Source organism: Mumia sp., from assembly GCF_028803055.1.
In the GTDB taxonomy this organism is placed as follows: Bacteria; Actinomycetota; Actinomycetes; order Propionibacteriales; family Nocardioidaceae; genus Mumia.
Genome location: NZ_JARBCJ010000091.1, coordinates 1 through 13023, shown reverse-complemented (window position 1 = coordinate 13023; position 13023 = coordinate 1). Strand labels below are relative to the sequence as shown.

The 13023-nt window shown below is 71.3% G+C and carries 11 protein-coding genes and 1 pseudogene; 6 read left to right on the top strand and 6 right to left on the bottom strand.

Annotated features, from left to right (window positions below):
• Positions 1-426 precede the first annotated feature (426 nt).
• A complete protein-coding gene (locus PV363_RS10300) occupies positions 427-2550 on the top strand; it encodes a hydantoinase/oxoprolinase family protein (RefSeq protein WP_301022277.1) in 2124 nt (707 codons plus the stop codon).
• Positions 2547-4487, top strand: a complete 1941-nt coding sequence (locus PV363_RS10295) for a hydantoinase B/oxoprolinase family protein (RefSeq protein ID WP_301022276.1) — start codon at positions 2547-2549, stop codon at positions 4485-4487. The genes PV363_RS10300 and PV363_RS10295 overlap by 4 nt, the downstream gene beginning before the upstream one ends.
• 27 nt (positions 4488-4514) lie before the next feature.
• On the opposite strand, the gene PV363_RS10290 is transcribed toward PV363_RS10295, so the two are convergent.
• Positions 4515-4817 carry a DUF4333 domain-containing protein gene (locus PV363_RS10290; RefSeq protein ID WP_220366048.1) on the bottom strand — a complete coding sequence of 101 codons (303 nt, stop codon included), beginning with the start codon at positions 4815-4817 and terminating at the stop codon, positions 4515-4517.
• Positions 4818-4952: 135 nt separating this feature from the next.
• Between PV363_RS10290 and arcC the strand changes: the two genes are divergently transcribed.
• Positions 4953-5918, top strand: a complete 966-nt coding sequence (gene arcC, locus PV363_RS10285; protein WP_220343914.1) for a carbamate kinase — start codon at positions 4953-4955, stop codon at positions 5916-5918.
• Positions 5919-5970: 52 nt separating this feature from the next.
• The gene (locus PV363_RS10280; protein WP_220343915.1) at positions 5971-7077 is read left to right on the top strand and encodes a ring-opening amidohydrolase; all 1107 of its coding nucleotides are present in this window, start codon (positions 5971-5973) and stop codon (positions 7075-7077) included.
• 5 nt (positions 7078-7082) lie between these two features.
• Here PV363_RS10280 and PV363_RS10275 read toward each other — a convergent pair whose 3' ends face one another.
• Positions 7083-7961, bottom strand: a complete 879-nt coding sequence (locus PV363_RS10275; protein WP_301022275.1) for an alpha/beta fold hydrolase — start codon at positions 7959-7961, stop codon at positions 7083-7085.
• A complete protein-coding gene (locus PV363_RS10270; RefSeq protein WP_220343917.1) occupies positions 7958-8716 on the bottom strand; it encodes an SDR family NAD(P)-dependent oxidoreductase in 759 nt (252 codons plus the stop codon). Before PV363_RS10270 ends, PV363_RS10275 begins: the two co-directional genes overlap by 4 nt.
• 235 nt (positions 8717-8951) lie before the next feature.
• On the opposite strand from PV363_RS10270, the gene PV363_RS10265 reads away from it, so the two are divergent.
• The gene (locus PV363_RS10265) at positions 8952-9653 is read left to right on the top strand and encodes a L,D-transpeptidase (RefSeq protein ID WP_220366045.1); all 702 of its coding nucleotides are present in this window, start codon (positions 8952-8954) and stop codon (positions 9651-9653) included.
• 123 nt (positions 9654-9776) lie between these two features.
• On the opposite strand, the gene PV363_RS10260 is transcribed toward PV363_RS10265, so the two are convergent.
• The gene (locus PV363_RS10260) at positions 9777-11261 is read right to left on the bottom strand and encodes a DEAD/DEAH box helicase (protein WP_220346409.1); all 1485 of its coding nucleotides are present in this window, start codon (positions 11259-11261) and stop codon (positions 9777-9779) included.
• Positions 11262-11579: 318 nt separating this feature from the next.
• Between PV363_RS10260 and PV363_RS10255 the strand changes: the two genes are divergently transcribed.
• Positions 11580-12287, top strand: a complete 708-nt coding sequence (locus tag PV363_RS10255) for a ferritin-like fold-containing protein (RefSeq protein ID WP_220343920.1) — start codon at positions 11580-11582, stop codon at positions 12285-12287.
• Between the two features lie 49 nt (positions 12288-12336).
• Here the strand turns inward: PV363_RS10255 and PV363_RS10250 are convergent, their stop codons facing one another.
• Both PV363_RS10250 and PV363_RS10245 read right to left on the bottom strand, forming a co-directional pair.
• Positions 12337-12585 (bottom strand): DUF3107 domain-containing protein, encoded by a 249-nt coding sequence (locus PV363_RS10250; protein ID WP_301022274.1) that lies wholly within the window; start codon positions 12583-12585, stop codon positions 12337-12339.
• Between the two features lie 88 nt (positions 12586-12673).
• A pseudogene (locus PV363_RS10245) lies at positions 12674-13023 on the bottom strand (TetR/AcrR family transcriptional regulator); the annotation flags it as partial.

Below are 13023 nucleotides of genomic sequence, written 5' to 3'. Positions count from 1 at the left end.
CCTCGCCAGTCGGTCCTGCACGTCGGTCATCGCGTGCCCGCTCCGGTACGTACGGGGGTTCTGGTAGCCGTGGGCGAGCACGGCCGCGGGCCGGTCGACCGCGTGGTGCGGGACGTGCAGGAGACCGGAGATCCGCAGCTCCTCAGACCGATAGCTCATGGCGTACGTGCGGGAGGCCGCTCGCGACCTCGGCGCCGGCGGCAGAGAGGGCTGCGTGAGGGGTGACCCCACACCCGGAGAGGAGGGCGACAACCGCCATGAGAGCAGCCAGCTGGGTACGGAGCACGGGACAATGATGGCGGGTCGCGCCGGCGGCCTGTCAGGTAGTGCCAAGGTTCCCCGGAGGGGTCAGGCGACCTTCGCCGTGGGGGTCTCGAGGTGGTTGCGTTGGAATCGAGGAGCAGGGCTCACCACGCGAGGAGAACCATGACGTCAGGCTCCCGTCCAGGACGGATCAACGCCACTCTCCGGATCGGGATCGACACCGGCGGGACGTTCACCGACGTGGTGGCCTTCGACGAGTCCACCGGTGAGCTCCTCACCACCAAGACTCCGTCGACGCCGACGGACCCGGCCGAGGGCTTCCTCGCCGGTATCGACAAGGTGCTGGCGCTGATCGACCCCGAGGGAGGGCCCGCTGCCGGCCGGGACACCGTGGCGGCGGTCGCCCACGGCACCACGGTCGCCACGAACCAGCTCCTCGAGGGCAAGGTCGGCCGACTCGGCTTCATCACCAACGCGGGGTACGAGGCGGTGCTCGAGATCGCTCGTCAGTCGGTCCCGGACGGCTACGGCAACTCCTACTTCTGGGTCAAGCCCGACCGCATCGTGCCGCGCGACCGGGTGAGAGGCGTGGCCGGTCGCCTGTCGTGGACCGGTGAGGAGATCCGTCCGTTCGACACCGACGGGGCTCGTGAGGTCGCACGGTGGTTCCGGGCGCGCGGGATCGACACGCTCGGCGTCTGCTTCCTGCACAGCTATGCCGACCCGGCGCACGAGGAGGCGATGCGGGCGGTGCTCGCCGAGGAGCACCCCGAGGCCGTGGTGTCGATCTCGTCGGACGTGCTCCGTGAGTACCGGGAGTACGAGCGGTCGATGACCACCCTGGTCGACGCCGCCGTCAAGCCCAAGGTGTCGGCGTACGTCCGCAGCATCGCCGGGCGTCTCGAGGAGCTCACCGAGGGTCTTCCGTTCTCCGTGATGAAGTCCAACGGCGGCGTGCTCTCGGCTGCGGAGGTCGTGCACCAGCCGATCACCACCGTGCTGTCGGGGCCGGCCGCGGGCGCGCTCGGGGCCGCGATGATCGCGTCGGTCGCGGGGTTCGACCGCGTCCTCACCTGCGACGGGGGCGGCACCTCGACCGACGTGTCGGTCGTCGTGGACGGGGAGCCCACCCTCACCACCGAGGGGACCGTGGGGGTCTACCCGAGCAAGATCCCGATGATCGACGTCGTCACCGTGGGTGCTGGAGGGGGGTCGATCGCGTGGCTGTCCCCAGAGCGCACCTTGAAGGTGGGGCCCCAGTCGGCCGGCGCCGACCCGGGTCCGCTCTGCTACAGCAAGGGGGGCTCCGACGTGACGATCACCGACGCGCACGTCGTCCTCGGCCGCATCCCGCCGCACCTGCTCGGGGGCGAGATCCCGCTCGACGTCGACGCCGCGCGCAAGGGTCTCGAGTCGCTCGCCGCCGCGCTCGGGCTGTCCCTCGAGGAGGCCGCGACCGGAGTGCTGGAGATCTCCGCCTGGAACCAGGCCAACGCGTTGCGCCAGATCACGGTCAGGCGCGGGCTCGACGTCCGCGACTTCACCCTCACGACGTTCGGTGGCTCCGGCTCGCTCCTGCTGTGCCGGCTGATGGACGTCCTCGGGATCTCGACCGTGCTGGTTCCCCGCAGCCCGGGCAACGTCTCGGCCTTCGGGCTGCTGACGGTCGACGTCAAGAACGACTACGTGCAGACCGCGGTCCGGCTGGCCTCCGAGCTCGACCCGGCCGAGGTGGAGCGGTTGTACGACGGGCTGGCCGCACGGGCGGCGGCTGCGCTGGAGACCGAGGGCTTCCCTCCCGAGGCCCAGCGCTTCGTCCGGACCGCCGACGTGCGCTACTTCGGGCAGGCGTTCGAGGTTCGCGTCCCCGTGCCCGGCGGTCCCGTGGACGCGGACGTCGTCTCCGCCGTGGCCGAGGCCTTCCACCGCGAGCACCGCTCGCTCTACGGCTACGACTTCGCCGGTGACGACACCCAGCAGGTCGAGTGGGTCAGCCTCCGGGTGTCGGGCATCGGGCCGATCCGGCGACCGGCGATTCGTCGGCACGAGGTCACCCGCATCGCGGCCGCGCCGACGACCGTGCGCAGGCCGGTGTGCTTCGACGCGCGCGCGGGGTACGTCGACGCGGCCGTCCTCGATCGTGCGTCCCTGTTGCCGGGGCACGAGGTCCACGGCCCCGCGGTCATCGAGGAGTACGGGTCGACGGTCCCGCTCCATCCCGGGTTCGTCGCGCGCGTCGATCCGTACCTCAACCTGGTCGTCACCCGAGCGGGGAGCCCCGCATGACCACCTCGCGTCCTGCACCCACCCAGTTCCCGTTCGGCATGCTCACCGACGACGCCGGCGGCAGCGCCGACCCGGTGCTCGTCGAGATCGTCCAGGGCAGCCTGGCGTCGATCGAGCACGAGGTGGAGACGGCGATCGCCCGGACGTCGCGCTCACCGATGATCCGCGACGCCCACGACTTCCGCGCCGGGATCCACGACAGGCTGCTGCGCAAGCTGACCGGTCGCTCGTACTCTGCCCTGGTCCACCCGGTGGCCCGCGACTTCCCGATCGACCAGATGAAGCCCGGCGACGTGTACTTCCACAACGACGTCTACCGGTCCGAGGGCGGTATCGGGCATCTTCCCGACCTGTGTGTCACCGTGCCCGTCTTCAGCGGCGTCGAGGGCGAGCAGCGGGTCGTCGGGTTCATCCAGGCCTTCGGGCACCATGACGACATCGGCGGAGCCGTCCCCGGCTCGATGCCGAGCGCGGCGACGAGCGTGTACGAGGAGGGACTGATGGTCCCGCCCATCAAGCTCTGGGACGCGGGCGTCCCGAACCGTGCCGCGCTGACCATCATGACCCGCAACTCCCGCATGCCGGAGTCGCTCGCCGCAGACCTCGACGCCGAGTGCGCTGCCTGCCTCATGGGCGCACGTCGCCTGGGAGAGCTGTTCGACCGCTACGGCGTGGACGCCGTCGAGTCGTGCTTCGACGCGATCATCGACCGCACCACCGACACCTACCGGCGGGAGATCCTGGCGAAGATCCCGGTGGGCACGTGGGTCTGGGAGGACTACGCCGAGCATGACGGGGTCGACGAGCCGCAGCTCCACACGCAGCGCATCACGCTCACCCGTACCGGTGCGGACGATCCCGGTGGCGAGCGGGTCGTCCTCGACTTCGCCGGCACGTCACCGCAGGCGAAGGGACCGATCAACCACTGCGGCGACTACTCCGACGGCGTCTTCCTCAAGAAGTGGCTCGCACCGATCCTGCGCAACCTCGCCGACACCCCCGAACGCATGGCCGAGCTGGACGTCAACGAGGGTGTCGTGCCCCTGATCGAGATGCGGTTCCCACCCAAGGGCACGCTGATCACACCTGAGTTCCCGGCGCCGACCAACGCTCGTACCTTCGTCATCCTGCGTCTGCTCGGGGTCCTCGCAGGAGTGCTTGCCAAGGCCGTGGACGGGCGGATGCCCGCCGACCAGGAGACGATCCGCTACACCGGCGTGTACGGGACGGACCTCGTCGGTCGCCCGTACCTCATGCGCGAGGTCCTCGGTGGCGGCTCGGGCGGCCGCTACTACGCCGACGGCGAAGACACGATCCACGTGGTGCCCGACTCGCGGAACCTGCCGACCGAGTTCACCGAGTCGCGGTTCCCGTTCGTCGTCGAGTCGCTCTCGCTGGCGGTGGACTCGGGTGGGCCCGGGACGTTCCGCGGCGGGCTCGGCTACGAGAAGCACCTGCGGATGCTCGCCGACGCCCACTTCATGTCGATCGCCGACCGCTCGATCCTCGCGTGCTGGGGGGTCAACGGTGGGCTGGCCGGGCGTCCGTTCGAGGTGGTGGTGGACCCCGGTGGGCGGCACGAGCGGCTCGTCGACGCGCTCGCCGACGCCGAGCCGGTGCGCGCGGGGGAGACCGTCCGCATCCGGACGACCGGCGGCGGGGGCTGGGGTGACCCGCTCGACCGCGACCCCGCTCTCGTCGTCCGCGACGTCGTGTGGGCCAAGGTCTCGCGGCGCGCCGCCGAGGCGGACTACGCCGTGGTCCTCACCGGCGACGGGGACGACCTCGGTGTCGACGAGGAGGCGACAGTGGCGCTGCGCGCCGCTCGCCGTTCGGACCGGCCGAGCGAGGTGTTCTTCGACCGCGGTCCCGGCTACGCCCGGCTCGCCGACGGTGCGGCCTTCGCCGCCGTCGACGTCGTGCGAGTGCCACAATGAGCGCCCGCGCATCCTCGCGGCGGTTGGTCAGTCGCCGTCGTCGAGCGCGAACTTCAGCTTCGCGACACCGTTCTCGAGGCTGACGACGCGGACCGTCATCGAGTACTCCTTGTTGCTGCCGTTGGGGTCGGACAGGGTGCAGTCCATCGTCGCGCCGGCACGCGACTCCAGGTCGTCGGGGCAGTCGACGACCGGCGCGAGCCCGATCTGCTTGCCCATCTCCTCCGACGCCTTCTCCTCCACGGACTTCTCGGACATGGGCGCATGCCCGCAGCCGGCGAGGAGCGTCAGCGCGAGGGGCACCAGCACGAGAGTGCGGCGTCGTGGCATGCGCACAGGGTAATCTGCGGTGTCCCGGCGAGGAGAACGGGTCCCGCCCTGCTGGTCAAGGTGTGACGGGCCGACGCCGCCGCGTTGGCGATCTTCGCCAGTGCCGACACCGACATACGCCCCTAGATTCGTCGCATGCGCCTCGTCATCGCCCTCGGCGGCAACGCCATGACCGCGCCAGACGGGTCTGTCGGTCCCGAGGACCAGCGCACGGCGATCCTCGCGTCCATGCGCAGCGTCGCCGACCTCGTCGAGGCGGGGCACGAGATCGTCCTGACCCACGGCAACGGTCCTCAGGTGGGCAACCTGCTGCTCAAGAACGAGATGGCCGCCAACGTTGTGCCCCCCGTCCCGCTGGACTGGTGCGTCGCGCAGACCCAGGCGACGATCGGCCGGCTGATCCTCGACACCCTCGACGAGGAGCTCGGACGTCGTGGCCACCACGCGCGCAGCGCCGTTCTGGTGTCGCGCACCCTGGTAGACCGCGATGACCCCGGTTTCCTCGTGCCGACCAAGCCGATCGGCCGCTACGCCAGCGGGGCGGAGGCCGCGGCCATGCGGGCGCACGGCCAGCGGTGGGTCGAGGTCCCGGGTCGCGGCTGGCGCCGGGTCGTCGCCTCGCCAGAGCCGCGGGCGGTCCTCGAGATCCCCGCCGTGCGCACCCTGCTGGCCGACGGGTTCGTCGTCGTCTGCGCCGGCGGCGGTGGCATCCCGACCGTGCACACGTCGGGCTCGTACGTCGGGGTGGAGGCGGTCATCGACAAGGACCTCACTGCGGCGCTCCTGGCCGAGCGGATCGAGGCCGACGGCCTCGTGATCGGGACGAACGTCGACGCGGCCGTCCTCGGCTTCGGCACACCGCAGGCCGAGCCGATCGGAGCGATCAGCGTCTCGGAGATCCGGAGGCTCGCGGCGACCGGCGCCTTCGCGGCCGGATCGATGGGGCCGAAGGTCGAGGCGGTGGCGCGGTTCGCGTCGCACACGGGCCGTACCGGCGTCATCACCTCCCTGCCCCGCATCGGCGAGGCCGTCGCTGGGCGCACCGGCACCCGCGTGAGCCCCGACCCGCTGACCGTCCAGGCCCCGCAGCCGACCGGCTGAGCCGTCGCGACGCCGCCCCGACCACCGACGTACCCCAACCGAGAGGAACGCCATGCCAGCAGCGATCGAAGTCCGCAAGGTCCCGATCCACTCCGTCGCCGACGCCAGCGAGCTCGAGAAGCTGATCGCGGACAACGTGATCGAGGCCGACCGCGTCATCGCGATCATCGGCAAGACCGAGGGCAACGGCGGCGTCAACGACTACACGCGGATCATCGCCGACCGGGCGTTCCGAGAAGTCCTCGTCGCCCAGGGCTCGCGCTCCGCGGCGGAGGTCAAGGAGATCCCCATCGTCTGGTCCGGCGGCACCGACGGGGTCATCAGCCCGCACGCGACGATCTTCGCCACGCTGCCCGACGGTTCGGTCGAGGCGAGCGAGGAGCCCCGGCTCAGCGTCGGCTTCGCGATGAGCGACGTGCTGCTGCCCGAGGAGATCGGGCGCACCGCGATGATCGAGAAGGTCGCTGCCGCGGTGACGGTCGCCGTCGAGCGTGCAGGCATCACCGACGCCGCCGACGTGCACTACGTCCAGACCAAGACACCGCTGCTCACGATCGACACCATCCGCGACGCCACGTCGCGCGGAGAGTCGGTGTGGACCGAGGACACGCTCGCGTCGATGGACCTCTCGAACGGCACGACGGCGCTCGGCGTCGCGGTCGCGCTCGGTGAGATCGAGATGCCGACCGACGCGGACGTCCTCAAGGACCGTCGGCTCTTCTCGTCGGTGGCCTCCTGCTCCTCAGGAGTGGAGCTCGACCGTGCCCAGGTCGTGGTGGTGGGCAACGTGCGCGGGATCGGTGGCCGCTACCGGATCGGTCACGCGGTCATGGACGACGCGCTCGACGCGGACGGCATCTGGGACGCGATCCGCTCGGCCGGGCTGGACCTGCCGGAGCGCCCGCGGACGAGCGATCTCGACGACCGGCTCGTCAACGTCTTCCTCAAGTGCGAGGCGAGCCAGGACGGCATGGTGCGCGGTCGTCGCAACGCGATGCTCGACGACTCCGACGTCCACTGGCACCGTCAGATCAAGGCCGCGGTCGGTGGCGTCACCGCCGCGGTGACCGGTGACCCTGCCGTGTTCGTCTCTGTCTCGGCGGCGCACCAGGGTCCGGACGGTGGCGGGCCGGTCGCGGCCATCGTCGACGCGGGCTGAGGGCGTCAGAGGCCGGGGCGCTCCCACGCCTTCAGCAGGAACGCCGCCGTCGCCTCCGGTGCGTCCGCGGCGGGGGAGTGCCCCGTGCCGGGGATGACCACGACGTCGGTGCCGAGGCGCGCGGCCATCGCGTCCTGGGCCGAGTGCGGCCACGCATCGTCGTCGGCGCCGCGGCCGACGGCGACCGGCACCTCGGTCGCCGCGAGTGCGTCGACCTGGTCCGGAGCGTCGAGCAGGCACGCGGCGATCGCGCAGAGCGACTCGGGGGAGCTGGCCACGAACCGAGTCCGCTGGAAGTCGCGCACGCCGGGCGCGGCGTCGGGCTCGGTCTCCTGGCTCTCGAACACCGCCTCCAGGCCGAGGGCGGGGACGGCGACGAGGAAGGACTCCAGCCTCCGCGTGGACCCCTCGGGGTCGTTCGCGAGCTCCCTCACGACGGGATGCCTGAACCCTGCCGGACCCGAGCAGAGCAGAGTCAGGCTCCGCCAGGCCGACGCGTCGTCGAGCACGGCGTGCTGGGCGACCAGACCCCCGAACGAGTGGCCGACGAGGTGCGAGCGCCCGTGCGGCGCCAGGGCCTCCTGGACGGCGAGCGCGTCGGCGGCGAACCCCCGCAGCGAGTAGTCGTCGTCCGGGTCGCCCGCCGTCTCGTACTGACCGCGCTGGTCGTACGCCGTCGCGTGCCAGCCTGCCGCGGCGAGCGCGGGGAGGATGGCCGAGAAGTCTTCTTTGCTTCCGGTGAACCCGGGCGCGAGGAGCACGTGTCCCCGTCTCGACGTGCCGGGCGGGACGCGGGCGTCGAGCGCGGCGAACGCCCCTCGAGGCGTCTCGATGACCCGCGAGCTCACGACCTGGGCCGCGACCTGGGCGTCGGCCACGGTCATTCGGCGAGCTTCCGACCCCGTTTGGCGACCGCGGCGACCAGACCGGCCGGCGCGTAGCGGGCGATCGTGCCCAGCACCTTGTAGCGCACGGTCGGGATGGAGAGCGGCCTGCCCTTGGCGAGGTCGGCGAGGGCCCCCTGCACCTGCTGCTCCGCACTGGTCCACATCCAGCGGGGGACGTCGCTCGGGTCGACGCCCATGCGCTGGTGGAACTCGGTACGGACGAAGCCGGGGCACAGCGCGGTCGTCACGACGCCCTCGCGGGCGTACTGGATGTTCATCCACTGGCTCAGGTTGACGATCCACGCCTTGTGCGCGGAGTAGGTGCCACGCGGTGTGAACGCGGCGATGCTCGCGACGTTGAGGATCTGCCCGGAACCGCGCGGACGCATCACCTCCAGCGCCGCGGCCATCAGGTCCATCGGTGCCTTCACCATCAGGTCGAGCTGGGCGTCCTCGTCGGCCACGTCGGTGTCTCCGAAGAACTTCCCGATCGACGAGCCCGCGTTGTTGACGAGGAGGTCGATGCGGTGCTCGCGGACGGCCTCGGCGACGCGGGCCGCCCCTTCGCGGGTGGCCAGGTCAGCAGGCACGACGTAGACGGTGCGGCCGGCTACGCGGAGCTCACCAGCCAGCCGGTCGAGGCGTGCCTCGTCCCGCGCCACGAGCACGAGATCGTCCCCGCGACGCGCGAGCTCGCGGGCGAACGCGAGCCCGATCCCTGATGTGGCGCCCGTCACGAGTGCGAGAGACATGGGCAGATCTTCGCAGATCGTGGCGAGGCGCGGCGGCGAACCCTGGCTACGGGTCGGTGCGCCGTTCGCGGAGGAGGATCTCGCCCCTCCGTCGACGCGGACCTCGGTGGCCCGTACGCTGACCAGCGTGACCGTGCGCCGTGATCGTTCCGTGACATCCTCGGGGCGTCACAGCGCACGAAGGCGGCCGCGGAGGCACTGGCCGCGCTGGACGGCCGCCATCCTGGCGGGCGGCATGGCGGCGACGGTGTTCGCGCTTCACGAGGACCTCGTTCCAGAGATCGGGATCGACGCGTTGGTGAAGCCTGCCGGAGCGGCCCCCGTCGGTGGGTTCGACGCCGCAGGACCAGCGGTCTACCCGCCCGCTGCGCCCTCGGTCGGTGACGCGCAGGTCGCCCCGCCGGCTGCCCCCGTCCAGGGTCCCGTCCAGGGTCCCGTCCAGGGTCCGACGGTCCCGCCGTCGGTGTCCCCGTCGTCTCAGACGACGCCGACCCCCGGCGCCACCGCCACGTCGGCGCGCGCCTCGCAGGCGCCGCTCCCGGCACGGTCGGGGAAGGGACGGCGGATCGTCTTCTCGATGAGCGAGCAACGGGTCTGGCTCGTCCGCAAGGACGGTCGGACCGCACGGACGTATGAGGTCTCCGGCAGCAAGCTCGACAACCTCGGCCCCGGCAGGTACGAGGTCTACTCGCGGTCGAGACACGCCACGTCGTACGACCTGGGCAGCACCATGGAGTACTTCGTGCGCTTCACACGCGGCGTCAACGCGCCGATCGGGTTCCACACCATCCCGGTCGACGGCGACGGCAGACCGGTGCAGACGCGCAAGCAGCTCGGGACGCCTCTCTCGTCCGGGTGCGTGCGGCAGCATCGTCCGGACGCGATCGCTCTGTGGGAGTTCGCCCCGGTCGGGACGGTCGTGGTCGTCGTCGCGTGAGCCGCCCTTCGGGTCGCCGCACGAACGCCGTACGAGCCGCCCTTCGGGTCGCCGCACGAACGACGAAGCACCCACCGCACAGGTGCGGTGGGTGCTCGGTACGTCAGATCGCCGGCGAGTGCGTCAGGCGTCAGCGGCGGGTGCACCGGCGCTCTCGGCGCCGTCGGTCCGACCCTCGCCACCGTCTCCCGACGGGCGACGACGACGGCGCCGGCGTCGGGGGGTGGCCTCACCGGACGGCGAGTCGTCGCCCGCTGGCGGAGCGCTCGGGGCGCCGGTCGTGGCCGTCACGGCCGTCGTCGTGCTCTCGCCCGACTCGGTGACAGGCTCGCCGCCGCGGGTACGGCGCCGGTTGCGGTTGCGACGGGGACGGTCGCTGGCGCCGCCCTCTGCGCCACCGTCACGCTCGGAGCCGCGTGCTCCCGAACCCGATCGAGAGCCCGAGCCCGAGCGAGGGCGGTCGGCCTTCGGGGCCGGCGCTGACGGCGGCACGATGCGTCCGGTGACGTCGCTCGGGATGCCGAGGTCGTGGAAGAAGTGCTCCGACGTCGAGTACGTCTCCAGCGGCTCGTCGAACGGGAGCCCGAGGTCGCGGTTGATGGTCTTCCACCGCGCGATGTCGGCCCAGTCGACGAACGTGACCGCGTTGCCGCTCTTGCCGGCGCGCCCGGTCCGGCCGATCCGGTGGACGTAGGTGTTGGAGTCCTCCGGGCAGCTGTAGTTGATGACGTGCGTGACGTCGGCGACGTCGATGCCTCGCGCGGCGACGTCGGTCGCGACCAGCGCGTCGACCTTGCCCTCACGGAACTTCTTCATCGCCTTCTCGCGCGCCACCTGCGCCATATCACCGTGCAGAGGGGCGGCGTTGAAGCCGCGCTCGGCCAGGTCGTCGGCGAGGCGCTGCGCCGCACGCTTGGTGCGGGTGAACACGACCGCGCGACCGAAGTCCTTGGCCTGCATGATGCGGGCCACCATCTCGGGCTTGTCGAGGTCGTGGGCCTGGAAAACGAACTGCGCCGTCGCCGGCACCATCGAGGAGTCGGTGCTGGACTCCGCGCGGATGTTGACCGGGTGACGCATGTGCGTGCGGGCGAGCGCCACGATCGCACCCGGCATGGTCGCCGAGAAGAGCATCGTCTGGCGCAGCTCGGGCGTGCGCGAGATCAGGGCCTCGACGTCGGGGAGGAACCCGAGGTCGAGCATCTCGTCGGCCTCGTCGAGGACGAGCGCCTTGACGTGGGACAGGTCGAGCGAGCGACGCTTGGCCAGGTCGAGAAGACGCCCCGGCGTGCCGATGACGATCTCGACACCCCGCTCGAGAGCCTCGAGCTGCGGCTCGTACGGGACGCCGCCGTAGACGGTCAGCACCCGCGTGCCGCGCTTGACCGAGGCGGCAGAGACGTCGGCGGAGACCTGGAGCGCGAGCTCACGGGTCGGCGCGATGATGAGCGCCTGCGGCTTGCCAGGGGCGCTGAGCATCTCGAACTCGGGGTCGTGCGGTGCGATGGCCCGCTGCACGACGGGGATGCCGAAGGCGAGGGTCTTGCCCGTACCGGTACGGGCCTGTCCGATCAGGTCGTTCCCCAGCAGTGCGATGGGGAGCGTCATCTCCTGGATCGGGAATGCGTCGGTGATGCCCTGGGTCTCCAGGGCATCGGCGATCTCCGGGAGAACGCCCAGGTCTTTGAACGTAGTCAGGGGTCTTCTCGATTTCTTGTCGATCGTGCCGCGCGTCTTTGGCGGCCTGGTCTCCTGAGGTCGTGGCGGCGGAGCGTCGACGTTCGACGCGCTGCTCGGCGGCGACCGCGCGGCCCGGCGACAGAAGGTCCGAGGGACCGTGATCCATGCCTGGGCATTACTACTCTATCCCCAGCGCCTGACGGCACGGGCGCGGCTCGACGTACCGGCGATGGCTACTCTTCGATCATGGCCGACTCGACGACCCCCTCCGAGACCTCCGCAGCGTTCGACGACCCGATCTATCGCGAGGGTGTGGTCGAGCTGCTCGGCGTCATCGCGTACGGGGAGCTGTCGGCCTTCGAGCGGCTGGCCGAGGACGCCACGCTGGCGCCGACGCTGCGCGACAAGGCCGAGCTTGCCCAGATGGCCAACGTCGAGCTCGGTCACTTCCTGGGGCTGCGCGACCGGCTGGCCGCGCTGGGCGTCGACCCGTACGAGGCGATGACGCCGTTCGAGGAGACCTTCACCCGTTTCCATGCCAAGACCGCCCCCTCCGACTGGTTCGAAGGGCTCGTGAAGGCGTACGTCGGCGACGGGCTGGCCGCCGACTTCTATCGGGAGATCGCCGCCTACCTGGATGTGGACACGCGCGCGCTCGTCCTCAACAGCCTGGCCGGCACCGGCGACTCCGACTTCGTGGTGGCACGGGTGCGAGAGGCGATCGCGGCCGACCCGACGATCTCGGGACGGCTGGCGCTGTGGGGACGCCGCCTGATGGGCGAGGCGCTGAGCCAGGCGCAGCTGGTGGCCGCGGAGCACGACGGGCTCACGGCCGTGCTGGTCGGCGCCTACGACCGTGGCAACGGGATGGACCTGGCCGCGATCGGGCGGATGTTCGCGCGGATGACGGAGAACCACGCCGCGCGGATGGCCGAGCTCGGGCTGGACTCCTGAGCCCGGCCCCCACGGGGCGTGCGTGTCGTGCGGGTGATGCCGGTCAGGCTCAGGACTCGCCGAAGCCGACGCGCCGGCCGGACTCCCCGGAGAACTCGAGATAGCTGACCTTCTCGACCGGGACGACCACGCTGCGTCCGCGGTCGTCGCTCAGTGCGAGGAGCCCGTCGCCCGAGCTTGCGTCCTTGAACGCCTGCAGGATCGCTTCCTTGGTCTCCGTGGTCTCGAGCGACAGCTCGCGGGGGCTGTGCTGCACGCCGATCCGTACGTCCACGTCATGGCCTCTCTTCTGTGTCACGGGCACCTCCACGGACGGGAGGCAGGTTCACGCTATCTCGCGGTGCGCAGCGAGAGCACGGGCGTCTGCTGCCCGCGTACGGCGCCGCTCAGCGACCGTCGGGCTCGTCGGTGCGGGGGAACCCGCCGATGCCGCGCCACGACAGCGCGCTCACCATGGCGACGGCCTCCTCCTTGGACAGCGCCGAGCCCTGGTCGAGCCAGTAGCGCGCCCCGACGTGCGCCATCCCGACGAGGCTGACCGCGAGCAGCTCCGACGCAACCGCCGGGAGCCCGGTGTCGTCGTGGATGACCGCGGCGACGGCCTCGGCTGTCTCGGTGTTGACGCGGTCGACGCGGCGGCGCACCTCGGGCTCGTTGGTGACGTCGGACTCGAAGACGAGCCGGAACGCGGCCTGGTCGCTCGCGACGTAGCTGTAGAAGACGTCGATGGTCGCCT

Bases quoted from the DNA above. Each gene is read 5' to 3' on its own strand.
- arcC (WP_220343914.1), top strand. From the start codon at position 4,953: ATGCGCCTCGTCATCGCCCTCGGCGGCAACGCCATGACCGCGCCAGAC.
- PV363_RS10295 (WP_301022276.1), top strand. From the start codon at position 2,547: ATGACCACCTCGCGTCCTGCACCCACCCAGTTCCCGTTCGGCATGCTC.
- PV363_RS10300 (WP_301022277.1), top strand. From the start codon at position 427: ATGACGTCAGGCTCCCGTCCAGGACGGATCAACGCCACTCTCCGGATC.
- PV363_RS10290 (WP_220366048.1), bottom strand. From the start codon at position 4,817: ATGCCACGACGCCGCACTCTCGTGCTGGTGCCCCTCGCGCTGACGCTC.
- PV363_RS10265 (WP_220366045.1), top strand. From the start codon at position 8,952: ATGGCGGCGACGGTGTTCGCGCTTCACGAGGACCTCGTTCCAGAGATC.
- PV363_RS10280 (WP_220343915.1), top strand. From the start codon at position 5,971: ATGCCAGCAGCGATCGAAGTCCGCAAGGTCCCGATCCACTCCGTCGCC.
- PV363_RS10260 (WP_220346409.1), bottom strand. From the start codon at position 11,261: ATGACGCTCCCCATCGCACTGCTGGGGAACGACCTGATCGGACAGGCC.
- PV363_RS10270 (WP_220343917.1), bottom strand. From the start codon at position 8,716: ATGTCTCTCGCACTCGTGACGGGCGCCACATCAGGGATCGGGCTCGCG.
- PV363_RS10275 (WP_301022275.1), bottom strand. From the start codon at position 7,961: ATGACCGTGGCCGACGCCCAGGTCGCGGCCCAGGTCGTGAGCTCGCGG.
- PV363_RS10255 (WP_220343920.1), top strand. From the start codon at position 11,580: ATGGCCGACTCGACGACCCCCTCCGAGACCTCCGCAGCGTTCGACGAC.